This is a genomic window from Halogranum roseipondis, assembly GCF_059695585.1.
Map to the genome: position 1 here is coordinate 1,355,472 of NZ_CM185235.1, position 23,557 is coordinate 1,379,028.

The following is a 23,557-nucleotide window of genomic DNA, read 5'->3' on the forward strand; positions in this document are numbered from 1 at the left end:
GAGTACCGTCGCTCGCGGCGTGAGAAAGCAGAGAGGGAGTCGGAGATCGTATCGGCCGTGAATCGAATCCGGTTACGGCGCTTCGCTCGTCTCGATGGAGAACGACGCCTTCGGGTAGGCGACGCAGGTCAGGATGTACCCGTCGCCGATCTCCTCCTCGGAGAACGTCTCCTGTTTGAAGTGGGTGACGTAGTCGTCGCCGGGGCCGTCCGGAATGTGGGCGGCACACGAGACGCACTGTCCCTGTCGGCAGGCGTAGGGGAGGTCCATCCCTTCGTCTTCGGCCTGATCGAGGATCGTCTCGTTGCTGGCGAGTTCGATCGTCTTGCCCTCCTTGACGAACTCGACCTCGAAGTACTCGACCTCGTCTTCGGGCATGTCGGCCGGGCTCTGTTCTTCCTCTTCGGCGCCCTCTTCGAGTTCGGCGCCCTCCTCACCGGCGACCGCGCCGGCGGCAGCGCCGCCACCGCCGCCGATGGCGCGGTTCATCGGCTCGGGGAAGTCGGTCTCGGGGACCGTCGACGCGCGCTTCTCGAGGACGTCCTGTGAGATGTCCTGCGTCGGGGTCCATCCCGTCCCCCTCGAGAAGTGCATGGCGACGGCGATGAGCGTCAGCGTCGCGCCGAGGCCGATTCCCAGTAGATTTACCTCTGCCATAGCGGGGGGTTCGGAGTGTGGGTTTAACAGGGTTATGATTGGTGCGTCCGCTGTCGTACGACGGTGACTCGGGAGAATCGTCGCTCACGAGACGCCCTGTTCGCGTCTTCGCACCCACAGCTTTTGTTCTGTGCTCGCTCCGACAGAGCACGCTCGGTCTCGCTCCCACTCCGCTCGCGGGACTACTTCTCGCGGGCGACTTCGTGACGACCGAACCCGTATCGGAGTCGGTTCGCGAGTCGTCGCGAGAACCGGCCCGTCTCGGGTGCACGACTGCCGAACCGCTCTGCGAGCGCCTGGTAGATGAGCGGCACCGGAACTTCCTGTTCGAGCGCCTCCTGGACCGTCCACGTTCCCGTCGACCCGCCGGCGACGTGGTCGGAGACGTCGCCGAGGTCGGTCCCCTCCTCGCGGAACGCCTCCTCACAGAGTTCGAGCAGCCACGAGCGGATGACTGCGCCGTTGTTCCACGTGCGGGCGACGGCTTCGAGATCGAGGTCGTAGCGCCCCTCGGCGAGCAGTTCGAACCCTTCGCCGTAAGCCTGCATGAGCGCGTACTCGACGCCGTTGTGGACCATCTTCACGTAGTGACCCGACCCGACCGGTCCCATGCGGTCGTGACCGTCGGGTCCGGTGGCGACGGCGTCGAAGACGGGCGTCAGCTCGTCGTAGGCCCACTGGGGGCCGCCGATCATCAGCGAGAACCCGAGCTCTGCCCCGGCGGGGCCGCCGGAGGTCCCGCAGTCGAGGTAGGCCGCGTCGAGAGACTCCGCACGGCGCGTCGACGCCTCGAAGTGGGAGTTGCCGCCGTCGACGATGACGTCCTCGGCGTCGAGCAGCGGAGCCAGCTCGTCGAGCGTGGCGTCGACGGCCTTCCCTGCGGGGACCATGAGCCAGATTCGCTTGTCGTCGCCGAGACGGTCGACGAGGTCCTCGACCGACTCTGCCGGTTCCGCGCCAGCGTCTGCTGCCGTCGCCACCGCCTCCGCCGAGAGGTCGAACGCGACGACCTCGTGGCCGGCGTCGAGCACGCGGTTCACTACGATCTGCCCCATCCGTCCGAGTCCGACAACGCCCAGTTGCATGGTGTGGGCTGTCGCGTCCGGGGAGGTAGGGGTTGCGGTTCCCGCGGCCAGCCGTCGTTCCCGCCGGAGCCGCGTCGACGACCGGGACCACATGGACCGTCGGGACTTTCACGACGCCCGTCTACCGGCCGGTATGGACCCGAGAATCCACGACCACGCCGAGACCCTCGTCGACTGGAGTGCCCGGATCGAGCGCGGCGACGACGTCGTCCTCTCCGTCGCCGAAGACGCCCACGAGTTGGCCGTCGCCGTCGCCGAGAAGCTCGGCGACCGGGGTGCGAACGTCGTGACGACCTACGCCTCCAGCGAAGTCTCTCGTGCGTACCTGCAGGCGCACGACGGCGACTTCGACGACGACCCGGCACACGAACTCGCGCTCTACGAGAACGCCGACGCCGTCCTGTTCCTCGGCGGGGGCCGCAACACGTCGGCGACGGCGGACGTCCCCGGCGAGAGACAGCAGGCGTTCTCGAAGGCGACGACCGGCATCCGCGAGGCCCGCATGGACACCGACTGGGTGTCGACGGTCCACCCGACCCGTTCGCTCGCTCAGCAGGCCGGGATGGCCTACGAGGAGTACCAGGAGTTCGTCTACGACGCCGTCCTCCGCGACTGGGAGGAGTTGGCCGAGCAGATGGCCGAGATGAAAGACGTCCTCGACGCGGGCAGCGAGGTCCGCATCGTCAAGGAGGACACCGACCTGACGATGTCGATCGACAACCGCGTCGCCGTCAACTCCGCGGCCTCCGTCGCCTACGACTCTCACAACCTTCCCTCCGGCGAGGTGTTCACCGCCCCCGACGCGACCGAGGGAACTGTCTTCTTCGACGTGCCGATGACCATCTCGGGCAAGCGCGTTCGAAACGTTCATCTGACGTTCGAGGGCGGCGAAGTCGTCGACTTCTCGGCCGAGTCGGGCCAGCAGGCGCTCGCGGACGTTCTCGACACCGACGAGGGGGCCCGCCGACTGGGCGAACTCGGCATCGGGATGAACCGCGGCATCGACCGCTTCACCGACAACATCCTGTTCGACGAGAAGATGGGCGACACCGTTCATCTGGCAGTGGGCCGCGCCTACGGCTCGAACTTCCCCGACGGCCACGAGGACGAGGCGAACCAGTCGGCCGTCCACGTCGACATGATCACCGACGTGAGCGAAGACTCACGTATGGAGATCGACGGCGAAGTCGTCCAGCGCAACGGAACGTTCCGGTGGGAAGACGGCTTCGAAGGGTAACTCGGCGGTCCGTTCGGTCACCCCCAGCAACAGAAGATACTCGTACCCGCTCTGTCAGGTGTCGGTGTGGACACCCGTCGCCTCGCATCGTTCGCCCTCCGTCTCGTCTCGCTCACACTCGGTGTCGCTCTGACACTCTGGGCTGTGAGGGGTACCTACGCTGCGTATCCTCCTCACCCACCCGAGTATGTTATCGACGGCGGCACTGCCTTCGCCGGGGCGTTCATCCCACCGATTGCAGCGGTCGGTGGACTGTTCGTCGGGTTCGCCGCCGTCCGGAGTAGTAATCGACTCCGACGCCCCTTTCGGCGACTCGTCGTCTACCTGCTCTCGACGTTTCTGGCCACGTCACTACCCGTCGTCTACTTGAACGTGTGGTCTTACCGAGCGACCGAGAGCGGTCTCACTCACCTCGATTGGTACGTGCCAGCAGCCATCTTCTGTGTGGCCGTCGCCACTGTGGGTGAAGTCGGGCGGCACGTGCTCTCCCAGACTGTCTGACCCTCGTTGCCCTCCACCGACCACACCTCGCGTGAGTCGTCCTCACACACGAGACGGCCGAAACGGGCGTTCGAGACAGGACTACTTTCGACGTACTTTTTATCGCCGACCGTTTCATCCCGCCTATGGCAGATTTCAAAGTCGTCGTCGCCGACCCCGACTCCGGCAACACGTATCAGATGGACGTAGACGGACAGGACGCCAACCGCTTCCTCGGGCGCTCGCTCGGCGAGGAGGTCGACGGTGCCGCCGTCGATCTCGACGGGTTCACGCTCGAACTCACCGGTGGCTCGGACAAGGCGGGCCGTCCGATGCGAAAGGACGTCGCCGGCCCGAACCTCAAGGAAGTGCTCCTCGACGGCGGCGTCGGCTACAAGCCGTCGCGCGACGGCGAGCGCAAGCGCATCACCGTCCGCGGCCGTGAGGTCTCCGAGGAGACCGTCCAGATCAACGTGAAGGCGCTCGGCGACGGCGACGTCGCAACCGCGCTCGGCGAGGGCGACGCCGAGGACGAAGACGAGGACGCCGACGAGTAGACGCTCTTCTCTCTTTCAATGGCAGAACGCGTCCCCAGCGACCACCCGTCGGTCTCGACAGTCCGCGCGAAGATCGTCCGCAGCGGCGGCACCACCCGTCCCTGTCTCCGCCTCCCGAGCGACCTCTCGCTCTCGGGCGGCGACGTCGTCCGCCTCTCGCTCGACGGCGAGACGTACCACGCCCCCGTCGTCGAGGACGCCGAGGGTCTGCTCGTCCGTGGCGCGTACGACAACAAGCGTCTCGCGCGCAACCCCGGCGAGAGCGAGAACCGACTCGTCGAGTGGTGCGGGACGACCGGCCGCGACCCGGGTTCGAGCGTCGAAGTCGACGAACTTGAACCGGGATTCTTCTACGGCGTGCGCGTCCCCGGCAAGCGCGCCGTCTACGACGTCCCACAGAAACCGAACGACTCGCTGGCCTCTATCGCCGAGAAACTGGAAGACAACTAGTCGACGCGGGTGGGCTTCGGTGCGTTAGCGACGTGCTGAGTGACCACTCTGGCGCGTGGCTTCGCGTCTCCGTGTCGCGTGCCACGCGAGGTCTTCGCGAGCATTGCGAGTGACGGACAGCAAGAGCTTCGCTCTTTCGCTGCTGAGCGACGGCGACCGACGTGAGCACCGCAGGAGTGAGCTTCGCGACCGACGAGGAGCACAACGAAGCCCAGACCACAGCGACTCGGGGCTTTCGAGCCGATGTTCTGTTGCGTCGATCGCTTCCACCGATCACAGCATACCGTTGTGATCGTGACGGGTGCTTCGCAATACAAAGACATCAGCTAGGGTAAATTATCAAATAGAACCGAAATATTATCGCCTCGTGTACGAACTATCGACTATGCGAAACTACCAACTCTTCCCAGTAATCCTCGCTGTTGCCGGTGCTGGAGCCATTGTGATCGGCATCTACCAAGATTTAGTCCACGTCGCGCCGGGATACGAAGGAACGATCGTGACTGGCTGGGGGAGCGACCTCAATCACGAAGAGCACCTACTTGCACAGTTAGGAGCCGTTGGGATCGGTGGGACCGTTGCCGCACTTCGGTGGAAACGCCTCGCGGTTGTCCCGGTAACAGTGGGAGGTGTCGTCTCGTTCTATACTCTCCGGGCAGTCCTCAATTATGCACAGGATACTGGTCTGTACACAGAAACAGTGACAGCCGAGGGGGAGACGATCATGTTCGTTCTTGGAGCAGAGCCGTTTTTGCTCGTCGTCGGTGGAACTCTCCTCGTCGGTGCTGGAATCACGGGATGGCGTGTCTATCCAATCCGGACAGACGCCGTTTTGTCCACGTAATTCGCTGATGGATCAGTTTCACTGGCACAGTCACCCTCCTCTCTTCAGCACGCACACAGAAAAAAATCGTCAGCAACGAACCAGTTACTCCCGCTCGGAAATCTAGGACAGGCGCTTTTTACACCTAGACCAACGAACCCCATCTATGAGCAAACTCGACGAGTTCCTCGCGGGCGAGCGCCTCGAGGACGTTGCACTCTTCTTGACACACGAGTATCTCGACGAAGAAGGGAAGATCGCAAACTACGGCCAGGAGGTCGAGAACGGCGTCGTGCTCGTCGTCGACGGCGACGACGGTCGCGGGATGTTCGCCGCCGGCACCGGGATGGACGCGATGGAGTTCGCCCAGGGCGCGATGGGCACTCGCGGCGAGATCGACGCCGACCTCGGCGGCGGCGAGTGTCCCGAGGCCGAACCCGACGAGAACCACAACGTGAAGTTCGTCTTCGCCTTCGCGGAGGAACAGAACGAGGAGGTCGGCGGCCTCTACGAAGAGGGCGACGTCATCCACGCCTACGCGCAGTGCGAGTGCGGCACCGCCTACTCCGACCGCTGGGTCGTCGGCGAGAAGTAGCCTCGGAACCGCGGCTGGCTGCTCGTGTTCGACTCGAAACGAAGGGGTTCTGTCGGCGTTCGACCCGAAACGAGGGGGTCGACGGGCTATCGATCGGTCTCGATGCCTTCGTCGTCGTCGGCTCCTTCCGCGTCGTCGCTCTCGGGGATATCGCCCTCGACGTCGTCGGTTTCTTCTCCCTCGACTGCTTCGGCTTCCTCCTCGGCCAGTCGCTCGAACGCGGCGAGGATGACCCGCTTCGCGGCCGACCCCTGCGTCGACCAGTGGTGGGCGTAGTCGAGCATGTCGTCGTAGATGTCGGGCTTGCAGCCGGCGGCCTTCGGGTGGCCGCCGCCGTTGACCTGTGCGGCGACCTCGTGGCAGCGTTCGAACCCTTCGGTGCCGCGGATGCTGGCGCTGCCGGCCGGTTTGACGATCACCGCGGCGTCGGTGCCCTGCTCGCGGAGCGCCTCGGCGACCTCGTTCTGCGAACAGCGGCCGTAGGTGATGCCGACCGTCCACGGGCCGACCTCCTTGATCTCCGCGCGGCTCACGGCCAGGTCGATGAGCTGTTCTTTCTCGACGCGGCGCTCGGCGATGTACTCCTCGACGATCTCTGGTAACTCCGCGCCGTACGCGCCGACGACGGTGACGTACTCCTCTGCGCCCGTCCAGTAGGCGTAGTCCGCGAGGTCGTCGCTGCGGGGGTCCTCGCGGAGCCACAGGTCGTGGTCTCGCGTGACGCCGGCGAGGTCGACGAACTTCTCGTCGAACTCGTAGTCCAGCGAGCGGAGCGCGACGTCGGTGGTACACTCCTCCTCGGAGTCGCCGACGACGAGGTCGACGCCGGCTTCCCGGACCTCCGCTTCGACCTCCTCGCGCCACTGGTGGTGGTCGAACCAGCGCACCGACGAGGCGTGTGCCAGCAGGTCGGCCAACTCCTCCTCGACGTACTCGTAGCGGTCCGGACAGAGGTCACAGACGTACACCTCGACGCCGTCGTCGGCGAACTCCGCGACGCGGGCCATCTCGTCTTCGAGGTTGTGGGGCGACGCACCGACGAGCGCGACGGGCGACTCGGGTGCGTCGTCGTCGTCTCCGTCCTCCTCAGACTGCTCCTCGCCGGCCAACCGCTCGGCGATGGCCGCCTCGAACGGTCCGACGTCGAGTGCGGCGTCGTACATCTCACGGAGGAGTGCGACACAGCCGAGGCCGTCGGCGTCGGCGTCGGCGATGACGACCACCTCCGCACCCTCTACGGCCTCCTGTACGCGTTCGTCGTCTCGGTCCTCGTCGAGCGAGTCGGGATAGAAGAATCCGGTCCCCGGGAGCAGCGACTTCCGCGAGAGCGGGAGGCGACTGCTGTCGATGAGATCGTCGTCCATACCGACGAGTCGGTGCGACGGGTGAAAACTCCCGTGTTCCGTGCGCCGGCTCGACGCGCTCGGCCGGTCGTCGGGCTCTCAGCGTTCCTCGTCGGCCAGTTGCCGGACGGTCAACACGGGGACGGGACAGGTGCGGACGACGCGCTCGGCGACGCTGCCGATGAGAAAGCGGTTCTCGCCGTGTCGACCGCGCGTCCCCGTCGCGACGACGTCGGCGTCGACCTCGCGAGCGTAAGACGTGATCTCCGCGGCGGGTCGCCCCTCGCGGACGGCGGTCTGCACGTCGCGGTCGGTCAGTTCGCGGACGCTCTCGAGCGCCTCCTCGGCCTGTTCGGTGAGCGCGTCGCGCATCTCCTCGCGGAGACGGTCGGGTGACGACTCGACCTCGCCGGTGTCGACGATCGAGAGGACGTGCACCTCGGCGTCGAACCGGTCGGCCAGGTCGAGGGCGACGTCGACTGCCCGGCGGACGCTCTCGGAGCCATCGGTCGAGATGACGATGCGGTCGAACATATCGCGGCGTTCGCTCGCCCGTGTGATAAAACTGCGCCGCATCGACCGCACGCCAACGGGCGAGTGTTTTTGCCGTCCCGGTTCGCAGGGGCAGGTATGGATGCACTCGACATCGACCTCGTGCTCGTCCCGGTCGACGGGAGCGAGGAGTCGACGACTGCCGTCGAGTACGCGGTCGCCATCGCCGCGGAGTACGACGCCTCGGTTCACACCGTCTACGTCCTCGGCGAAGACGTCGTCCGCGCCATCGAGAACGGCGTCGTCAACGAGGAGGAGGTCGCCGCCGACACCGAGTCGTTCACCACCTCGGCGAAGGCGATCGCCGCCGACAGCGACGTGAAACTCACGACGTCGACGGCCTACGGCTTCTCGACGCGAGTGAAGACGCGTCACCCCGGGAGCGTCGTCCTCGACACCGCCGAGGACCTCGACGCCGACTTCGTCGTCGTCCCCCGCGAGCCGATGTCCGACGACCCGGGCGAGGTGCTGGAGAAAGCCGCCGAGTACGTGCTGCTGTACGCGACACAGCCGATCCTGTCGGTGTGATCTGAGATCGATACCGACGGCGGTCGACACCGCCGCACGGTCACCGGTCGCGACGACCGACAGTCTCGTCGAGACGAGACGACGCCCCGCTTAGAGACGCAGCGTCATCTCGAGTTCGAAGCTCTCGGCGTCGCTCGTCTCGAAGCCGATCTTCTTGTAGAGCGACACCGCCGCGCGGTTCCAGCGCTCGACGGTGAGCCAGACCTTCCCCACGTCGTTGGCGCGGCCGTAGCCGAGCAGCGCCTCGATGAGCTTCGTCCCGATCCCCGCCTGCTGGTACTCCTGGAGGACGAAGATGGCGAGTTCGTAGGCGTCGTCCTCGGCGGGCACGAGCGTCGCGTGGCCGGCGGCCTGGTCGCCGTCCCACGCGATGACGTTCAGACAGTCGCCGTCGAGGATGTTCTCGAGCCAACTGCGGATACGGTTCTCGCGACCGGGGGGGATCCCCTGTGCGCGGTCGGCGGGGTCGAACTCCACGTACATCTCGACGAGCGCCTCCAACTCCTCGTCGGCGTCGGTGTCGGCGGCCGCGTCGTACGGGCGGATCTCGATCGTTCGTCCCTCGCGGTCCTCGAACTCGACCGGCGGTTCGGTGAACGCCTCGGCGGGCGCCTCGGGGTAGATTCGGTCGCTCATCGCACTAGTTTCACCGTCACGTGGGAGTTCAGGAGGACGAACTCGGCGATCCCGCCGATGTTGATCTTCCCCATCGGACTGGTCTCGCCGCCGCCGAGGGCGATCTGGTCGAACCCTTCCTCCTCGGCGATGTCGACGATGCGACTTCCGGGGTCGCCCTCGACGTGGCGGACGTCGGCGGCGAGTCCCGCCTCGTCGAGCACCGCTCGAACCTCCGATTCGATCTCGTCGGGCGCGACGTCGGTGTTGGGGTTCTCCACGATGGCGACGGTGAGGTCGTCGCCGGCCGCCAGCGCACGCTCGACCGTCTGTTCCAGCGCGCGGATGGAGTCCTCACTCCCGCCGATGCCCAGCAGTACCTTCATGGGCGAGGGGTCGGCGTCGTGATAGAAAACAGTTTCTCGTATCGTGGCCGAATCGACCCCGATTCGACGCACGACAACCCTTTTAGACCCCGACCGGCAAGGGCGGATATGACTGAGGACCCCGCGGCGACGGCAGAGTTCGACGAGGAGCCGTCGACCTCGGCGACGGACGACTCGGCGGCGGAGACGGACGACTCGACGGCGGAGACGGACGGTTCGGCGACTGCTGACGACGAGACGGAGACGACCCAGCGATCGCACGACGACGTCCCCGACGACGTCCGCAAGTACGAGCGGTTCAAGAAGATGGACGGCGCACAGTACGACCGCGTCAACTCCTTCCTCCGGGACCGGACGTACATCACCGCCCGCGAGTGGGCCATCGCCCGCCTCTGTGCGGACTTCCGGACGGAGACCGGCGTCGAGATGACGAAGATCGGGAAGAACCTCCCGCGACTCGTCCCGTTCATGACCGACACCTACACGCCGCAGGCGGTCAACCAGGCCCGCTCGTCGTTCGAGGGGAAGATCAAACAGTCGGGCGCGACGTTCCTCTACGGCGCGATGTGCGGCTTCTTCACGGCCGAAGAGCTGGACGAGATGATGTACGAGGTGACCGAGGTCGCGAAGTTCTTGCTGGAGGTCGAGGGGGTCGACCTCTCCGTCGAGGACGAACTCGAGGCCGAAGACCGCATCTCGCGCGTGATGCGCGAGGTCCGAGAGGAGAGCGCACAGCTCCGCGGCGAGGAAGTGGAGTGCCCCGAGTGCGGGCACGTCCACGAGCCCTGAGCGGTCGGGGGCTCTCGTCTCCCGTTTTCGACTGTCTGGTCGCTGAACGACGAATCGACGGCTGTCGACTACCGTCCGACGAGCGAGACAGAGCCGTCGCTCGGGCGCTCTCCTCGGGAGACGCAGAGCCGAGCGGTCGCCGACTACTCGGGGAACAGTAACTCGGGGTCCTGCTGGGTGAACGTCACGTGCTCGTCGCCCGAGAGCGGACGGACGTGGGTGTACAGCACGTCCTCCTCGCGAGCGCGCTCGAGCATCAGCCGGGCGTCCTCGACGCCGTAGTACAGCGGCGTCAGCACGACCTGCTTCGCCGCCGTCGACTTCGTCACGAGCAAGAGGAAGACGACGCCCCCCTGCTGGGCGCGGAACGCCTCGTACTCGTCGAACTCGTGGGCCGCGACCAGCGTCGAGACGGTCTCGTACTCGTCGCCGGGGACGAGCACGTCGAGTCCGAACCGTCCCTCCGTGCGCTCCTCGACGGCGGGCAGCGGGTTCACGTCGCCGGGGTGGAGCGCCAGCGTCTCCCAACCGTTCTCGCGGTACTCCGCCGCCGTGGCCTCCATATCCTCGACGACGCCCTCCCAGACGTCGAGCACCCCCTCGAGCGGATGGTTCTCCATGCCACACTCTGCTGGGGGACCACGGGAAAAACGTTCGCTTCCCGCCCACGCCTCTCTCCCATCCGACGGCGACGTCGCGAGTGCGAGATTTGACGCGGTCGATAGATGTGAAAAGGTATTTGCGGTCCGCCGGGGGAATCCTGTGGTAATGGCTGACTTGCTCACTCTGTCGGACCTCCGAACGCAGTTCGCGACCGACCGCGGTCAGGTGAAGGCGGTCGACGGCGTCGACCTCACCATCCGCGAGGGCGAGACCGTCGGACTGGTCGGCGAGTCCGGGTCGGGCAAGAGCGTCACCGCGCTCTCCGCGATGGGGCTCGTCGACGACCCCGGGAGAATCGCCGGTGGTGAGGTGACGCTCCGGGAACCCGACCTCGCCGCGGAGTTCCGCGAGCAGTACTCGAACCCACGGTTCGTCGACGGCGACCGGATCGACCTCACCGCCGCGCCCGAGGAGGCGCTCCGGGCGGTCCGCGGCGGCGCGATGAGTATGATCTTCCAGGACCCGATGACCTCGCTCAACCCGGCGCTCACCGTCGGCGAGCAGGTCGAGGAGTCGCTGCGCCTCCACCAGTACGGCGGCCGGAAGAAGGACACCTGGCTCAACGGCGTCCGCGAACTCCTCCCGAAGATGGGCGGGAAGGAGGTCGACGAGGAGGTGCTCGAGCGGGCGGTCGAGGTGCTCTCGGAGGTCGGCATCCCCGAACCGACCTCCCGCGTCGACGAGTACCCCCACGAGTTCTCCGGCGGGATGCGCCAGCGCGTGCTCATCGCCATCGCGCTCGCCTGCCGCCCGCGACTGCTCGTCGCCGACGAGCCGACGACGGCGCTCGACGTCACCATCCAGGCGCAGATCCTGGAACTCATCAACGACCTCCAAGACGAGCTGGGGATGTCGGTGCTGATGATCACCCACGACCTCGGCGTCGTCGCCGAGACGTGCGACCGCGTCGCCGTGATGTACGCCGGCGAGATCGTCGAGGAGGGTCCGGTCGAGGAGATCTTCCAGAACCCCTCTCACCCCTACACCTACACCCTGCTCGAATCGATCCCGACGGAGGACAAGGAGCGACTGACGCCGATCGAGGGCAACGTCCCCGACCTCGTCGACATGCCCGACGGCTGCCACTTCGCCCCGCGGTGTCCGTGGGCCAAAGAGGAGTGTACACAGGGTGACATCCCGTACCTCCAGCACGGTCCCGACGACGTCGACCACCGGGCGAAGTGTATCCTCGAGGAGTTCGACACCAGCGTGTACGGGAGCGACGAGGCGCTCTCGAGGGACGATCACCAGATCGGTGGGCCGCTCCTCGAAGCGCAGGGGGTGAAGAAGCACTTCTCGCGGGCCGACGGGTTGCTCGACGAGTGGCTCGGTATGAACGGCGCGAGCGTGAAGGCGGTCGACGGCGTCGACTTCACCGTCTACGAGGGCGAGACGCTCGGACTGGTCGGCGAGTCGGGGTGTGGGAAGTCGACGACGGGACGGACCTTGCTCAAACTACTCGAACCCACCGACGGCCGCGTCGTCTTCGCGGGCGAGGATCTGACCGACCTCGACGGGTCGGCGATGCGGGCGAAGCGCCGCGACATGCAGATGATCTTCCAGGACCCGATGTCGAGTCTCGACCCGCGGATGACGGTCGAACAGATCATCGCCGAACCGCTGAAGATCCACGATCTGCCCGAGGCGGAACCGCCGGAGGGCAAGTCCCGTCGTCGGCAGCGCAAGGACCGCGTCGTCGAACTGATGGAGGCCGTCGGACTCGAACCGGGTCAGGTCGACCGCTACCCCCACGAGATGTCCGGCGGACAGCGCCAGCGCGTCGGCATCGCCCGCGCGCTCGCCGTCGACCCGGACTTCATCGTCGCCGACGAACCGGTCTCTGCACTCGACGTGTCGGTGCAGGCGCAGATCCTCAACCTCATGGAGGACCTCCAAGACGAGTTCGGGCTGACGTACCTCTTTATCGCCCACGACCTCTCGGTCGTCCGGCACATCTGCGACCGCATCGCCGTGATGTACCTCGGTGAGATCGTCGAGACGGCCGACACGGACGAACTGTTCGCCGACCCCAAACACCCCTACACGCAGGCGTTGCTGTCGGCGATCCCCGACCCCGACCCGACGGTCTCGCGGGAGCGCATCATCCTCGAGGGCGACGTTCCCTCGCCGATCAACCCGCCGTCGGGCTGTCACTTCCGGACGCGGTGTCCGCAGGTGATCCCCCCGGAGGACGTCGCGATCGACCAGGAGACGTTCCGCGAGGTGATGGACCTCCGTCAGCGCGTCGAGTCGAGGAGTCTCGACCTCGAGGCCGTCGAGGCGGACGGCGACCGGACGGCCGACGCACCGCAGGCCCCCGCCGCCGACGGCGGTCGGCCCGCTGTCGACCCGCTCCGGAACCACCTCTTCGACACCGAACTCGCGGGCGAGAACCGCGCCGTCGTCGACGACGCGCTCGCCGCCGTCGTCGACGACGACTGGGAGACGGCCGAGCGACTGCTTCGAGACCGCTTCGAGAGCGTCTGTGAGCGGCAGACCCCCGAACTCGACGACAGTCAGCACCCGGCAGCCTGTCACCTCTACGACCTGTGAGGCTACATATATACGGAACGATCGTTAACGAAATATAATTCGACGGAGAACTTGTTTCCGAGTGGTTTTCTCGATATCTGCCGGAATTACTATCGATAGCTTTAGGAACGTCGTGTTTGTTGTGCCCGTATGCCACGCGATAACGGTGTCAATCGTCGCAGTTTCTTGAAAGCGGCCGGCGGTGCGGCGGCCGCGGCGACCCTCGCAGGCTGTGCAGCAGACCCCGACGAGACCAGTCCCTCCGACGGCGGCGACGGCGGATCGAACGCCTCCGACGGCGGTGACGGCGGGAGCGGCGGGAGCAACGTCCTCACGTACGCCCGCGGGAACGACTCGGGGACGCTCGACCCGCAGAACACGACCAGTGGGGAGGACGTGAAGGTCACCAACCAGGTGTACGACCAGCTCATCATGTTCAAGCCCGGCGAGACGTCGCTCCGAGAGGGGCTGGCGACCGACTGGTCGCTCGAAGGGACGACGGCGTCGCTGACGCTCCGCGAGGATGTTACCTTCCACAACGGCGAGGAGTTCACCGCTGAGGACGTCGTCGCGACGTACAACCGCTTCGTCAACCCCGACTACGAACACTACCCGGGTGACGACTACATCTCCGCGTACGGCCCGTTCACGCTGGGTAACTGGGTCGACGAGGTCACCACCGACGGCGACTACACGGTGACGATGCAGTTGAGCCAGCAGTACGCGCCGTTCCTCCGTAACCTCGCGATGTTCGCGGCCTCGATCCTCTCGAAGAAGGCCATCGAGGAGAAGGGGACGGACCTCAAGAGCGACCCCGTCGGGACGGGGGCGTTCCAGTTCGAGAACTGGGACAACTCCAACCAGCGCATCCGTCTGACCGCGAACGACGACTACTGGGGCGACGCGCCGAAGGTCGACGAGGTCGTCTTCACCGCCGTCGGGCAGAACACGAGTCGCGCACAGACGCTCGACTCCGGCGGTGCCGACATCATCGACGGCATCGGCGCGCAGGCGTCGAAGATCGTCGACAACTCCTCGAACGCCGAACTCGTCGAGAAGGCCGGCATCAACATCGGTTACATGGCGTTCAACATGGCGAAGGTCGAGGCGTTCCGCGAGAAGAAGGTCCGCCAGGCCATCAGCTACGCCGTCAACACGAAGGCCATCGTCGACACCATCTTCAAGGGTATCGCCGAGCAGGCGAGTCAGCCGATCCCCTCGAACGTGATGGGCTACAACGAGAGCCTCGACCCCTATCCGCAGGACCTCGACCAGGCCCAGTCGCTGCTCGAGGAGGCGGGCTACGGCGACGGGTTCAGTTTCGAACTCGCGACGTTCAAGAACCCGCGGACGTACAACCCCTCGCCCATCCAGGCGGCCCAGACGGTCAAGTCGAACCTCGCGGAGATCGGCATCGAAGTCAGCATCAACCAGCAGTCGTTCAACCCGTTCCTCGACTACACGTCGGCGGGTAACCACGACGCCTGTTTCCTCGGCTGGATGACCGACAACGCCGACCCGGACAACTTCTACTACAGCCTGCTGCATCCGGGCGTCTCCACCGACGACGTGCCGGACGGGCAGGACTGGGTCAGCTTCGACACGGAGGGGTACAACACGCTCAACTCCGCCGGCTGGGCCAACACCGACTTCATGACGCTCGTCGAGGAGGCGCAGACGACCTACGACGAGAACGCTCGCACGAGCAACTACCAGGAGGCCGCACAGCTCGCACACGACGAGGCACCGTGGGTGTTCATCGACCACGCGAAGGAGCTACGCGGAGTCGCGAACCGCGTCGAAGGGTTCACGCTCGCGCCCATCGGCGGGCCGTTCCTGAACCTCGTCAGCCTCAAGTAACCAACTCTCAGTTCCTTCATTATGGTCTCGAAGCGTTTCCTACTGAAGCGGCTGCTGTTGCTCGTTCCGGTGCTGTTCGGAGTGGCGACGCTCGTGTTCGCCATCCTCCATCTCAGCCCCGGCGACCCGGCGAGAGTCATCGCCGGCCAACGGGCCACGGCCGAGCAGGTGGCTGCCGTCGAAGCGGAACTCGGGTTGAACGACCCGATCTGGGTCCAGTACGGCCGCTATCTGCTCGACATCGTCACGTTGAACCTCGGCGACTCGTACATCGTCCGCAGAGGCGTCCCGGTGTTGACCATCCTCCGCGCGCGACTCCCGGTCACGCTCGAACTCGCGGTCTACGGCCAGATCCTCGGCATCCTGTTCGGGATCCCGCTGGGCGTGTTGAGCGCCGTCAAGCAGGACACCCTCACCGACCACTTCACGCGGGTGGGCGCACTGACGGGTATCAGCGTCCCCATCTACTGGAGCGGGCCGCTTCTCATCCTGCTTTTCGCACAGCTCTTCGACCTGCTGCCGGCCAGCGGTCGTATCGCCTCCGCCTACGACGTCCCCGTCTACACGGGGCTCATCACGCTCGACTCGCTGGTCTACGGACTCACGGGCGGCGGGTTCGGGGCGTTCCAGTCCGCCCTCTCCCACATGCTGCTGCCCGCGGCGGTCATCGGCATCTACTCGATGGCGCTCATCTCCCGGATGATGCGCTCGTCGATGCTCGAGGTCGTCCGGCAGGACTACATGCGGACCGCGCGCGCGAAGGGGCAGGGCGCGAAGATCACCATCATGAAACACGGGTTCCGGAACGCGATGATCCCGGTCATCACGGTCATCGGCATCCAGTTCGGCACGCTGCTGGGCGGCGCAGTGCTGACGGAGACGGTGTTCGGTATCGGCGGCATCGGCACCCTACTCGTCACCGCCATCGAGGTCGGTGACTACCCGCTCGTCCAGGGGACCGTGCTGGTGTTCGCGTTCCTGTTCACGCTGGTGAACCTGGGCGTCGACCTGACCTACACGTATCTGGATCCGAGGATCGAACAATGAGCACGGAAACACAGAACGCAGAGCGCACCGCCACCGAACGGGGCTTTCTCGCTCGGTTGCAGGCGTCACCGTTCCTCTCTGACCTGCTGTCGAACCGCCTCGCCGTCGCGGGGATGCTCATCATCCTCGCGATGGTCGCCATCGCTCTCTACGCACGCTTCGGCGCGCTCGTCGGCATCGCGCCCGACCTGGCGACGCTGAAGACCACCCAGATCGGGACGAACCCCAGTCTCGCCCCACCGAGCGCCGAGCACCCCTTCGGGACGGACATCCAGGCGCGGGACATCTTCGGTCGCGTGCTCTACGGTGCGTGGCTCGCGATGCTGTTCGGCACCGTCACCGTCAGCATCTCGACGACGCTCGGGGTCGGCCTCGGCATCGTCGCGGCGTACTACGGCGACATCACGGACAACGTCATCATGCGGACGATGGACGTCCTCTTGGCGTTCCCATCGCTGCTGCTCGCGCTGGCGCTCGTCGCCATCTTCCCGGACGAACTCGGCCTGTGGCGCGCGGTGACGGCGCTGACGCTCGTCTACACGCCGCGATTCGCTCGCGTCGTCCGCGGGGCGGCGCTGAAGGTGCTCGAAGACGAGTACATCGACGCCACCGTCGCGCTCGGCGCGAAGGACCCGCGGGTGCTCGTCCGACACGTGCTGCCGAACTGCCTCGCACCCATCACGGTCCAGTCGACGCTCAACTTCGGGCTGGCCATCCTCGACCTCGCGGCGCTCTCGTTCCTCGGCTTCGGTGCCGAGGCCGGGACGCCCTCGTGGGGGCTCATCCTCTCGAACGGGGTGAAAGAGGGGCTGTTGACCGGCGAGTGGTGGTGGTCGTTCTTCCCCGGCTTGCTCCTCGCCATCACCGTCCTCGGCTTCAACCTGCTCGGTGACGGGATGCGCGACGCGCTCGACCCGCGGATGCGGGAAGCGATCGACTAGATGTCCCGACTGCGCCTCGTCGGGTCGGCCCTCGCGGTCGGACTCGTCGTCGGCGCGGCCGGACTCCTCTCCGCCGTCGTCGCACTCGGGAGCGTCCGCGCCGCCAGCGACACGGTGTTTCTCCTCGGGGCGCTCGCCTTCGGGTTCGGACTGCTGGGCTGGTCGGGGTCGATCCTCGCCGCCAACAGCGTCGAGGCGATGCAGGACCAGTTGGACGCGGCGTCGGGGTGGACCGAACGGAAGTCCCGCCGGGCGATGGCCCGAATCGGGAGTTTCGGCTTCGGCGTGATGGTCGGGTCGGCGGTGGCGACGGTCGCGGTCGGTGGCGTCTGACCAGCCCGTCGTTTTTTCACACCGTTCTGAGAACCTCTCTCAACCATGCAACAGCCCTCCCTGGTCGCACTCGGCGTCGTCGCCATCGTCACTGGTGTGGTCGGGTTCTCCGACCCATCGCTCGTCTACCGGCTCAACCCCTTCTTCGACACGGCCGAACGCAGTGATGCCGGGCGAACTGCCGACCGATTCGGTGCGTTGTTCCTCGTCGTCGTCGGCCTGTGGGCTGTCTCGTTCGGGTGGTGAGCTCACGGCGTAGCCACAACCCTTCTCGGCTGGCCTCGCGTGGGTGGCTCTGTCGTACAGAGCGACGACGCCCCGATCAAGAGGGTCACTGGGGCAGTTCACTCCCCGTCTGTGCACGCCACAACGAGGCGTACTCCCCTCCCTCGTCGAGCAACTCGGCGTGGTCTCCCCGCTCGACGACCCGTCCGTCTTCGAGGACGAGAACCTCGTCGGCGTCGACGACGGTGGAGAGGCGGTGAGCGATGACGAACGTCGTCCGTCCCTCGCTCAGTCGGTCCAGCGAGCGCTGTATCGCTCGTTCCGTCTCGGTGTCGACGGCGCTCGTCGCCTCGTCGAGGACGAGGATGGGTGGGTCCTGCAGGAACGCCCGCGCGAGAGCGATGCGTTGGCGTTGGCCGCCGGACAACTTCACGCCGCGCTCGCCGACGCGGGTGTCGTAGCCGTCGGGCATCCGCCGGATGAACTCGTCTGCCTCGGCGGCGCGGGCGGCCTCGCGCACCGCTTCGTCGCTCGCATCGAAGCGCCCGTACCGGACGTTGTCGGCGATGGTGCCGTCGAAGAGGAACGTGTCCTGTGAGACGTAGCCGACGTTCTCGCGGAGACTGCCGAGCGTGAGCTCTCGAACGTCGTGCCCGTCGACGCGGATCGAGCCGTCGGTCACGTCGTAGAGTCGCAAGAGGAGTTTGAGCGCCGTCGACTTCCCCGCTCCCGTCTCGCCGACGAGCGCCAGCGTCTCTCCGGGGGCGGCGTCGAACGAGACGTCGCGGAGGACCTGCTCCGTCGCTCTCGTCTCGCCGTCGCCACCGTCGCCGCGAACGCGGTCGGTGTAGGCGAAGGAGACGCCGTCGTACTCGACGCGGCCGGTCGGACTCGTGAGGTCGACCGCGTCCGACCGTTCGGTGACGTGAACCGGGATGTCGGCGAGACCGAAGACGCGCTCGGCGGACGCGCGGGCGCTCTGGATCTGGTCGACGATGTTCGACACCTCCGAGAGCGGCGCGACGAACCGCTGGGTCATGAAGACGAACGTGACGAACGTCCCCGCGGTCAGTTCGCCTGAGAAGCCGAGCGGCGGGCCGACGAGCAGCCAGTAGCCACCGACGAGGAACGTCGCCGCGAAGGAGAGACCGGCGAGCAGTTCCATCCCCGGTCGGTAGACGTAGCTCAGTTTGAGCACGTCCATCGTCGACTGGAACACGTCGTCGGCCGCCTCGCTGACGCGTTCGACCTCGTAGCGCTCGCTGTTCGTCGTCTTCGTCAACTCGACGCCGCCGACACCGTTCTCGACGCGGGTGTTGAACCGGGCGACGGCGGACTGTCGAGCTCGATACCGGGGTGCGATGACCCGCATGAACCACCAGGTGAACGCGACGATGGCCGGGACGGCGACGAGCGTGACGACCGCCAGCTGCGGATTCAACGAGAACAGGACGAAGGAGATGCCGCCGACCATCACGACCAACCGGAGCGAGTTCATCAGCGCGTTGTCGAGGAACGCCTCGAGGTTGCCGGCGTCGTTGTTGAGGATGGCCATCACCTCGCCGGTCTGTTTGTCGTCGAAGAACGCCATGTCCAGCGCGAGCAGTTTCTCGAAACTGTCCGTCCGGACGGCGTACATCACCTCGTGGGCGAACTGGTTGGCCGAGACGCCGTACACCCACGTGCAGACGGCCGTCGTGAGGAACGACCCGACGACGAGTGCGAGCGAGAACCAGAACTGCGCCTCGTCGCCGGCGGGGATCCACGCACCCGGGACGAACGGGAGACTGTACGGCGTCTGTGCGCTCCCACGCGAGAACACCGCGTCCAGCGCCGCCCCGAGGACGACCGGCGGGACGAGCGAGGCGGCCTGCGCGAGCAGGTTCGCCAGCAATCCGACCGTGAGCCACGGCCACCGCGGCCGACCGTAGACCGAGAAGAGACGGGCGAGCGGCCGGTCGACCTGCGCGCGGTAGCGGTCGAAGGCGCTCTCCTCTGTGGAACTCATCGTCCGTACGACTCGTCACCGACCCATCAATCCGGCGAGTCGCCTCGCCCGATCGCGGCAACCGCGGCCGCAACTGCCTACTGCCGGACGTTCTGTCCCGCCGCGTCACCGAACGACTCGCCGCCGTCCCCATCGCGTTCGTAGGCGACGTCGCCGCGAACCAGCGTCAACTCGGGGAACACGCCCTGTCGGCCCTCGAACGGCGTCCACCCGCAGTTCGAGTGGAGCTCGTCGCCGCGAATCTCCCTGCTCGCCTCGGGGTCGACGAGCACGAGGTCGGCGTCGTTGCCGACTTCGACGCGCCCCTTCCGGGGCAGATCGAAGATCTCGGCGACGTTGGCGGCGGTGACGTCCCGGACGCGCTCGTGGGAGATCGTCCCCTGTCGGGCCGCTTCCAGCAACAGCGGGAGCATCGTCTCGACGCCGGGGACGCCGCTCGGCGCGTCCCAGATGCCGGCGTCCTTCTCGGCGGCAGTGTGCGGCGCGTGGTCGGTGGCGACGACGTCGATCGTGCCGTCGACGAGGCGGTCGACCATCCCGGCGCGGCGCTCCTCGCTGCGCAGTGGCGGGTTCATCCGCCCCTTCGTCCCGAGCTCGTCGTAGTCGTCCCGGGAGAGAAAGAGGTGGTGCGGCGTCACCTCGCAGGTCGCCCCGGCGTCGTGGGCGAGGTCCGCCCCCTCGGGCGTCGAGGTGTGGGCGATGTGGATCCGCGCGGCGGAGTCGCCGCCGACCTCCAGCGCCCGCTCCACGGCGGCCGCCTCGGCCTCGGCGGCGCGGTAGGCGCTCCAGGCGTCGTAGTCGTCGGCGGCGCGTTCCGTCGCCGACTGGTCGAAGAGCGTGGCGTCCTCGGCGTGGACGGTGACGACCACGTCCTCCTCGGCGGCGCGGGCGACGGCGTCGGCGAACAGGTCGGCCTCGATGCCCATGTTGCCCGTCGAGTCGGCGAGGAACACCTCGCCGAGTGCGAAGAGGGGTCTGGAGAACAGCGAGTCGGGGTCCCACTCCTCCGTCACGCCGCCGTTGATCCCCCAGTCGACGAGCGACTGCTCGGCGAACGCGGCCTTCTCGTCGAACGCCTCGCCGGAGGTCGTCGGCGGCGACGTGTTCGGCTGGTCGACGACCGTCGTGACGCCGCCCGCGGCGGCACTCCGCGACCCCGTCTCCCACGTCTCTTTGTGTTCGTACCCCGGTTGTCGGAAGTGGACGTGCGCGTCGATCGCGCCGGGAAGCAGGAGTCTGTCGGTGGCGTCGACGACGCGCTCGTCGTCTGCGGGAGTCAGGTCGGCGTCGACTTCGGTGATCCGCTCGCCCTCGAGACGGACGTCACGGGTCCGCCCGTCGGCGAGTGTCGCGTGCTGAAAGAGCATATCGGGAGTGTTCGTCGCCGGGTGCTAAAGGTCGTGGCTTCGGGTGGAACGTTGCGCCCGTCGAAGTGCTCCGAACGCTCAGTCGCGGAGGCGCTCCGCCGGGTCGAGGCCGTCGCGGTGAGTGCACCGCCCAGGAGTGTGCAGAGCAGGGAGAGTCTCGCGTAGTTCACAGCCTCTCCTGTCAGTTATGGTGGCGTTAGTGCTGTCGGTCGGTGTGCCCACGTCCCCTGCGGTCGCCGCGAGTCGAGTTCACCGCGTCGAGACCCGGACGTCGCTCTCGCGAGACGCGCACGACACCCGAAACACACCGAGAGACCGCACCGTCCGCGTCCTCCCCAACCGACTGCGCTCCTCGTCTCGCTCGCTCTGCTCGCGACACTCCGGTGCTCGCCCCTCGCACGCCGAGGGCGATTCACGGAGGAATCGCCAGCGCGCGCCAGTGGGGTCAGGATCGGTCGTCGACGTGCTCCACGTCCATCTCGTCGTCGCCGACGAACGCCCGCTCGAGAGCGCGGGCGACGCCTTCGGGGTCGTCGGGGCCGCCGGCGTCGGCGACGGTACCCACGGAGTCGCGGTCGAACGGGACGTCGAGCGCCTCGTACACCGGGTCCAGCACGTCGACGAGCTCCTCGCGCTCGGCGACGAGCAGACAGCCGGAGACCAGCGCCGACCCGCTCGTCACGCGCTGGGCGATGCCGGCGAGTTTCCCGTCGCGCTGCACCGAGTGTGCGCCCGGACAGAACGACTCGTCGGGCTCGCCGCGCCGGGCGACGACGTCGAGGTCGCGGAGCGCGTCGAGCACCGTCGTCGTCGCCTCCTCGTACCGGCGGTCGAGTCCCCGTCGCAGGTCGTCGACCGGGACCGCCGTGGCGAACGCCAGCGTCGTCTCGCCCGTGTAGGCGACCGCCCGGCCGCCGACGCTCCGCTCGACGGCGGGGTAGCCGCGCTCCTCGGCGGCGTTCTTCGCACGCTCGTAGCCGTCGGCGTGGCTGTCTCGCCGGCCGAAGGCGACCTGCCGGTGTGGCGTCCAGACGCGGACGGTCGGGACGCCGCGCTCGGTCACCTCGGCGAGCAGTTCGGCGGTCAGTTCCCGGTCGGCCTCGGGGGTCGCCGCCCGGCCGCGGATGACGCGCATGGTCGACGATAGAACCCGACGTACCTAAGCGCTCCCGTCGCCGAGAGCGTCCATGGCGGTCACGCTCTCGGCGGACGTCCTCCGGCGCTACCGACGCTTCTCGCTGTACAACTCGCCGTATCCGGCCCACGACCACGGCTGTGCGATCGACCTCTACCCCGAGACGAACGCGGGGCTCTCGCCCGTCGCCGGCGAAGTCGTCGCCACGCGGACCGTCCGCTGTCCGGACCGCCCGTACGCGACCGACAACGACCACCTGATCGTCCTCGACTGCGGGGACGCTCTCGCGCGCGTCCTCCACGTCGACCCGGCGGTCGAGGCGGGCGACGTCGTCGCCGTCGGCGACTCGCTCGGCGAGATGGTCCGCTCGGGGTTCTTCGGCCAGTGGGTCGACAACCACGTCCACCTCGGCTTCCGCGAACGGGGGCAGAACCCGTATCGCGCCTCGGGGTCGCTACCCGTCGCCGTCGCCGTCGCCGTCGACCCGCTGGCGTGGGACGGAACGGGCGAGGTCGTCGCCGTCGGCGAGACCTACGCGGTGCTCGACGCGCCGACCCATCCGGCGCCCGGCGAGTCGTTCGTCGGCATCGCAGCGGACGACGGCGCGGTGCTCGACGGCGGACTCACCCACTACGGCGGTGGCGGCGTGCTGACGCCGTCGGCGACGCAGGGTCCGCTCTCGTTTCTCGGCACGCCGGTCGGCGTCGCCGACGGGCGCGACGTGGCGTGGGACGACGTCGAACTGCTCGCGAACGGCGAGCGCATCGTTGGACTCTCGCTTTTCGCCGCGCAGGACGCCGCGTTCGGCGCGAAACTCGTCGCCTTCGACCACGACTTTTCGGTCGGTGACGCGGTCGAACTGACGGTTCGACCGACCGACGACCCGGTCCGACTCGGTTAGTCGACGCGTTCGCGGTGGGCCGCCTTCGCCCGCTGGTAGGCCTCGTCGTCCTCGACGCGGTTCCACCAGACCTCGTACACCAGCGCCGCCTCGCGCTTGTCGTGGTCGGCCCAGCGTTCGGGGTCGCGTTCGGTCCCGTCGTCGTCGTACTTCTGCCCTCCTGGATACCGCGCGTAGCGCATCGCCCGGGTGTAGCCCATCTGGAGGTACTTCCGCGCCACATCCATCCCGACGAACTCGTCGTTCTCGCGGTACTCGCAGAAGCGCTCGTAGATGGCTTCGCCCCCCTCGTCGGCCGTCTCGCGGTCGGCGTACCCCCACAGCGGGAGCAGTTCGCTCTTGTAGGGTTCGACCTTGAACACGTCCTCCTCGCCGCGACCGACGCGGTACTCCTCGGGGCGGTCGCGAAAATCAGTGTCGTACTCGGGGCCGTCGTCTCCGGTCACGG

26 protein-coding genes are annotated in these 23,557 nt (G+C 67.1%); 15 read left to right on the forward strand and 11 right to left on the reverse strand.

The window, feature by feature from the left end:
* Positions 1 to 72: 72 nt before the first annotated feature.
* Positions 73 to 657: a 2Fe-2S iron-sulfur cluster-binding protein gene (locus EOHIBHHM_RS07260; RefSeq protein WP_497256016.1), complete on the reverse strand. Its 585-nt coding sequence runs from the start codon at positions 655 to 657 to the stop codon at positions 73 to 75.
* Positions 658 to 839: 182 nt separating this feature from the next.
* Positions 840 to 1,742, reverse strand: a complete 903-nt coding sequence (gnd, locus tag EOHIBHHM_RS07265; protein ID WP_497256018.1) for a phosphogluconate dehydrogenase (NAD(+)-dependent, decarboxylating) — start codon at positions 1,740 to 1,742, stop codon at positions 840 to 842.
* Positions 1,743 to 1,875: 133 nt separating this feature from the next.
* On the opposite strand from gnd, the gene EOHIBHHM_RS07270 reads away from it, so the two are divergent.
* From EOHIBHHM_RS07270 to EOHIBHHM_RS07295, 6 genes are all read left to right on the forward strand, one after another.
* A complete protein-coding gene (locus tag EOHIBHHM_RS07270) occupies positions 1,876 to 2,979 on the forward strand; it encodes an aminopeptidase (protein WP_497256020.1) in 1,104 nt (367 codons plus the stop codon).
* A gap of 66 nt (positions 2,980 to 3,045) precedes the next feature.
* The gene (locus EOHIBHHM_RS07275; protein ID WP_497256022.1) at positions 3,046 to 3,480 is read left to right on the forward strand and encodes a hypothetical protein; all 435 of its coding nucleotides are present in this window, start codon (positions 3,046 to 3,048) and stop codon (positions 3,478 to 3,480) included.
* A gap of 125 nt (positions 3,481 to 3,605) precedes the next feature.
* Complete coding sequence (locus tag EOHIBHHM_RS07280) at positions 3,606 to 4,016, forward strand: 30S ribosomal protein S6e (protein WP_497256024.1); 411 nt, start codon at positions 3,606 to 3,608, stop codon at positions 4,014 to 4,016.
* 18 nt (positions 4,017 to 4,034) lie between these two features.
* Positions 4,035 to 4,466: a DUF7112 family protein gene (locus EOHIBHHM_RS07285; protein WP_497256026.1), complete on the forward strand. Its 432-nt coding sequence runs from the start codon at positions 4,035 to 4,037 to the stop codon at positions 4,464 to 4,466.
* A gap of 385 nt (positions 4,467 to 4,851) precedes the next feature.
* A complete protein-coding gene (locus tag EOHIBHHM_RS07290) occupies positions 4,852 to 5,310 on the forward strand; it encodes a hypothetical protein (protein WP_497256028.1) in 459 nt (152 codons plus the stop codon).
* A 145-nt stretch (positions 5,311 to 5,455) separates the two neighbouring features.
* Positions 5,456 to 5,884, forward strand: a complete 429-nt coding sequence (locus tag EOHIBHHM_RS07295; RefSeq protein WP_497256030.1) for a DUF5807 family protein — start codon at positions 5,456 to 5,458, stop codon at positions 5,882 to 5,884.
* Positions 5,885 to 5,970: 86 nt separating this feature from the next.
* On the opposite strand, the gene EOHIBHHM_RS07300 is transcribed toward EOHIBHHM_RS07295, so the two are convergent.
* Both EOHIBHHM_RS07300 and EOHIBHHM_RS07305 read right to left on the reverse strand, forming a co-directional pair.
* A complete protein-coding gene (locus EOHIBHHM_RS07300) occupies positions 5,971 to 7,248 on the reverse strand; it encodes a DHH family phosphoesterase (RefSeq protein WP_497256032.1) in 1,278 nt (425 codons plus the stop codon).
* Positions 7,249 to 7,326: 78 nt separating this feature from the next.
* The gene (locus EOHIBHHM_RS07305) at positions 7,327 to 7,761 is read right to left on the reverse strand and encodes a universal stress protein (RefSeq protein WP_089825636.1); all 435 of its coding nucleotides are present in this window, start codon (positions 7,759 to 7,761) and stop codon (positions 7,327 to 7,329) included.
* 96 nt (positions 7,762 to 7,857) lie between these two features.
* Between EOHIBHHM_RS07305 and EOHIBHHM_RS07310 the strand changes: the two genes are divergently transcribed.
* Positions 7,858 to 8,307 carry a universal stress protein gene (locus tag EOHIBHHM_RS07310; RefSeq protein WP_497256034.1) on the forward strand — a complete coding sequence of 150 codons (450 nt, stop codon included), beginning with the start codon at positions 7,858 to 7,860 and terminating at the stop codon, positions 8,305 to 8,307.
* A gap of 90 nt (positions 8,308 to 8,397) precedes the next feature.
* On the opposite strand, the gene EOHIBHHM_RS07315 is transcribed toward EOHIBHHM_RS07310, so the two are convergent.
* Entirely contained in the window at positions 8,398 to 8,943 is a 546-nt protein-coding gene (locus EOHIBHHM_RS07315) for a GNAT family N-acetyltransferase (protein WP_497256036.1), read from the reverse strand.
* Positions 8,940 to 9,308, reverse strand: coding sequence for a universal stress protein (locus EOHIBHHM_RS07320; RefSeq protein WP_497256038.1), 369 nt, complete (start codon positions 9,306 to 9,308; stop codon positions 8,940 to 8,942). The genes EOHIBHHM_RS07315 and EOHIBHHM_RS07320 overlap by 4 nt, the downstream gene beginning before the upstream one ends.
* Positions 9,309 to 9,416: 108 nt before the next feature.
* Here EOHIBHHM_RS07320 and EOHIBHHM_RS07325 point away from each other — a divergent pair, with 108 nt between their 5' ends.
* Positions 9,417 to 10,097 carry a DUF5806 family protein gene (locus EOHIBHHM_RS07325; RefSeq protein WP_497256040.1) on the forward strand — a complete coding sequence of 227 codons (681 nt, stop codon included), beginning with the start codon at positions 9,417 to 9,419 and terminating at the stop codon, positions 10,095 to 10,097.
* A 143-nt stretch (positions 10,098 to 10,240) separates the two neighbouring features.
* On the opposite strand, the gene EOHIBHHM_RS07330 is transcribed toward EOHIBHHM_RS07325, so the two are convergent.
* Positions 10,241 to 10,717 carry a DUF7529 family protein gene (locus EOHIBHHM_RS07330; protein ID WP_497256042.1) on the reverse strand — a complete coding sequence of 159 codons (477 nt, stop codon included), beginning with the start codon at positions 10,715 to 10,717 and terminating at the stop codon, positions 10,241 to 10,243.
* 148 nt (positions 10,718 to 10,865) lie between these two features.
* Here EOHIBHHM_RS07330 and EOHIBHHM_RS07335 point away from each other — a divergent pair, with 148 nt between their 5' ends.
* From EOHIBHHM_RS07335 to EOHIBHHM_RS07360, 6 genes are all read left to right on the forward strand, one after another.
* The gene (locus EOHIBHHM_RS07335; protein WP_497256044.1) at positions 10,866 to 13,313 is read left to right on the forward strand and encodes an ABC transporter ATP-binding protein; all 2,448 of its coding nucleotides are present in this window, start codon (positions 10,866 to 10,868) and stop codon (positions 13,311 to 13,313) included.
* Between the two features lie 129 nt (positions 13,314 to 13,442).
* Positions 13,443 to 15,152, forward strand: a complete 1,710-nt coding sequence (locus EOHIBHHM_RS07340; protein WP_497256046.1) for an ABC transporter substrate-binding protein — start codon at positions 13,443 to 13,445, stop codon at positions 15,150 to 15,152.
* A 21-nt stretch (positions 15,153 to 15,173) separates the two neighbouring features.
* Positions 15,174 to 16,199: an ABC transporter permease gene (locus EOHIBHHM_RS07345; RefSeq protein WP_497256048.1), complete on the forward strand. Its 1,026-nt coding sequence runs from the start codon at positions 15,174 to 15,176 to the stop codon at positions 16,197 to 16,199.
* Complete coding sequence (locus EOHIBHHM_RS07350; protein ID WP_497256050.1) at positions 16,196 to 17,140, forward strand: ABC transporter permease; 945 nt, start codon at positions 16,196 to 16,198, stop codon at positions 17,138 to 17,140. Before EOHIBHHM_RS07345 ends, EOHIBHHM_RS07350 begins: the two co-directional genes overlap by 4 nt.
* Positions 17,141 to 17,473 carry a DUF7268 family protein gene (locus EOHIBHHM_RS07355; RefSeq protein ID WP_497256052.1) on the forward strand — a complete coding sequence of 111 codons (333 nt, stop codon included), beginning with the start codon at positions 17,141 to 17,143 and terminating at the stop codon, positions 17,471 to 17,473.
* A 45-nt stretch (positions 17,474 to 17,518) separates the two neighbouring features.
* Complete coding sequence (locus EOHIBHHM_RS07360) at positions 17,519 to 17,719, forward strand: DUF6199 family natural product biosynthesis protein (protein ID WP_497256054.1); 201 nt, start codon at positions 17,519 to 17,521, stop codon at positions 17,717 to 17,719.
* Positions 17,720 to 17,804: 85 nt separating this feature from the next.
* On the opposite strand, the gene EOHIBHHM_RS07365 is transcribed toward EOHIBHHM_RS07360, so the two are convergent.
* The 3 genes from EOHIBHHM_RS07365 to EOHIBHHM_RS07375 form a co-directional block, all read right to left on the reverse strand.
* Positions 17,805 to 19,706 (reverse strand): ABC transporter ATP-binding protein, encoded by a 1,902-nt coding sequence (locus tag EOHIBHHM_RS07365; protein WP_497256056.1) that lies wholly within the window; start codon positions 19,704 to 19,706, stop codon positions 17,805 to 17,807.
* Positions 19,707 to 19,783: 77 nt separating this feature from the next.
* Positions 19,784 to 21,073, reverse strand: a complete 1,290-nt coding sequence (locus EOHIBHHM_RS07370; RefSeq protein ID WP_497256058.1) for a dihydroorotase — start codon at positions 21,071 to 21,073, stop codon at positions 19,784 to 19,786.
* A gap of 445 nt (positions 21,074 to 21,518) precedes the next feature.
* Positions 21,519 to 22,208, reverse strand: a complete 690-nt coding sequence (locus EOHIBHHM_RS07375) for a lipoate--protein ligase family protein (RefSeq protein WP_497256060.1) — start codon at positions 22,206 to 22,208, stop codon at positions 21,519 to 21,521.
* A gap of 52 nt (positions 22,209 to 22,260) precedes the next feature.
* Between EOHIBHHM_RS07375 and EOHIBHHM_RS07380 the strand changes: the two genes are divergently transcribed.
* Positions 22,261 to 23,109, forward strand: a complete 849-nt coding sequence (locus EOHIBHHM_RS07380; RefSeq protein WP_497256062.1) for a DUF8155 domain-containing protein — start codon at positions 22,261 to 22,263, stop codon at positions 23,107 to 23,109.
* On the opposite strand, the gene EOHIBHHM_RS07385 is transcribed toward EOHIBHHM_RS07380, so the two are convergent.
* A complete protein-coding gene (locus EOHIBHHM_RS07385; RefSeq protein ID WP_497256064.1) occupies positions 23,106 to 23,555 on the reverse strand; it encodes a DUF4385 domain-containing protein in 450 nt (149 codons plus the stop codon). The genes EOHIBHHM_RS07380 and EOHIBHHM_RS07385 overlap by 4 nt on opposite strands.
* Positions 23,556 to 23,557: the final 2 nt, after the last annotated feature.

Coding starts and splice junctions, on each gene's coding strand:
- EOHIBHHM_RS07285 (WP_497256026.1), top strand. CDS start 4,035: ATGGCAGAACGCGTCCCCAGCGACCACCCGTCGGTCTCGACAGTCCGC.
- EOHIBHHM_RS07280 (WP_497256024.1), top strand. CDS start 3,606: ATGGCAGATTTCAAAGTCGTCGTCGCCGACCCCGACTCCGGCAACACG.
- EOHIBHHM_RS07370 (WP_497256058.1), bottom strand. CDS start 21,073: ATGCTCTTTCAGCACGCGACACTCGCCGACGGGCGGACCCGTGACGTC.
- EOHIBHHM_RS07305 (WP_089825636.1), bottom strand. CDS start 7,761: ATGTTCGACCGCATCGTCATCTCGACCGATGGCTCCGAGAGCGTCCGC.
- EOHIBHHM_RS07365 (WP_497256056.1), bottom strand. CDS start 19,706: ATGAGTTCCACAGAGGAGAGCGCCTTCGACCGCTACCGCGCGCAGGTC.
- EOHIBHHM_RS07320 (WP_497256038.1), bottom strand. CDS start 9,308: ATGAAGGTACTGCTGGGCATCGGCGGGAGTGAGGACTCCATCCGCGCG.
- EOHIBHHM_RS07380 (WP_497256062.1), top strand. CDS start 22,261: ATGGCGGTCACGCTCTCGGCGGACGTCCTCCGGCGCTACCGACGCTTC.
- EOHIBHHM_RS07330 (WP_497256042.1), bottom strand. CDS start 10,717: ATGGAGAACCATCCGCTCGAGGGGGTGCTCGACGTCTGGGAGGGCGTC.
- EOHIBHHM_RS07375 (WP_497256060.1), bottom strand. CDS start 22,208: ATGCGCGTCATCCGCGGCCGGGCGGCGACCCCCGAGGCCGACCGGGAA.
- EOHIBHHM_RS07300 (WP_497256032.1), bottom strand. CDS start 7,248: ATGGACGACGATCTCATCGACAGCAGTCGCCTCCCGCTCTCGCGGAAG.
- EOHIBHHM_RS07350 (WP_497256050.1), top strand. CDS start 16,196: ATGAGCACGGAAACACAGAACGCAGAGCGCACCGCCACCGAACGGGGC.
- EOHIBHHM_RS07310 (WP_497256034.1), top strand. CDS start 7,858: ATGGATGCACTCGACATCGACCTCGTGCTCGTCCCGGTCGACGGGAGC.
- gnd (WP_497256018.1), bottom strand. CDS start 1,742: ATGCAACTGGGCGTTGTCGGACTCGGACGGATGGGGCAGATCGTAGTG.
- EOHIBHHM_RS07290 (WP_497256028.1), top strand. CDS start 4,852: ATGCGAAACTACCAACTCTTCCCAGTAATCCTCGCTGTTGCCGGTGCT.
- EOHIBHHM_RS07295 (WP_497256030.1), top strand. CDS start 5,456: ATGAGCAAACTCGACGAGTTCCTCGCGGGCGAGCGCCTCGAGGACGTT.
- EOHIBHHM_RS07270 (WP_497256020.1), top strand. CDS start 1,876: ATGGACCCGAGAATCCACGACCACGCCGAGACCCTCGTCGACTGGAGT.
- EOHIBHHM_RS07355 (WP_497256052.1), top strand. CDS start 17,141: ATGTCCCGACTGCGCCTCGTCGGGTCGGCCCTCGCGGTCGGACTCGTC.
- EOHIBHHM_RS07360 (WP_497256054.1), top strand. CDS start 17,519: ATGCAACAGCCCTCCCTGGTCGCACTCGGCGTCGTCGCCATCGTCACT.
- EOHIBHHM_RS07340 (WP_497256046.1), top strand. CDS start 13,443: ATGCCACGCGATAACGGTGTCAATCGTCGCAGTTTCTTGAAAGCGGCC.
- EOHIBHHM_RS07260 (WP_497256016.1), bottom strand. CDS start 657: ATGGCAGAGGTAAATCTACTGGGAATCGGCCTCGGCGCGACGCTGACG.
- EOHIBHHM_RS07345 (WP_497256048.1), top strand. CDS start 15,174: ATGGTCTCGAAGCGTTTCCTACTGAAGCGGCTGCTGTTGCTCGTTCCG.
- EOHIBHHM_RS07325 (WP_497256040.1), top strand. CDS start 9,417: ATGACTGAGGACCCCGCGGCGACGGCAGAGTTCGACGAGGAGCCGTCG.
- EOHIBHHM_RS07335 (WP_497256044.1), top strand. CDS start 10,866: ATGGCTGACTTGCTCACTCTGTCGGACCTCCGAACGCAGTTCGCGACC.
- EOHIBHHM_RS07315 (WP_497256036.1), bottom strand. CDS start 8,943: ATGAGCGACCGAATCTACCCCGAGGCGCCCGCCGAGGCGTTCACCGAA.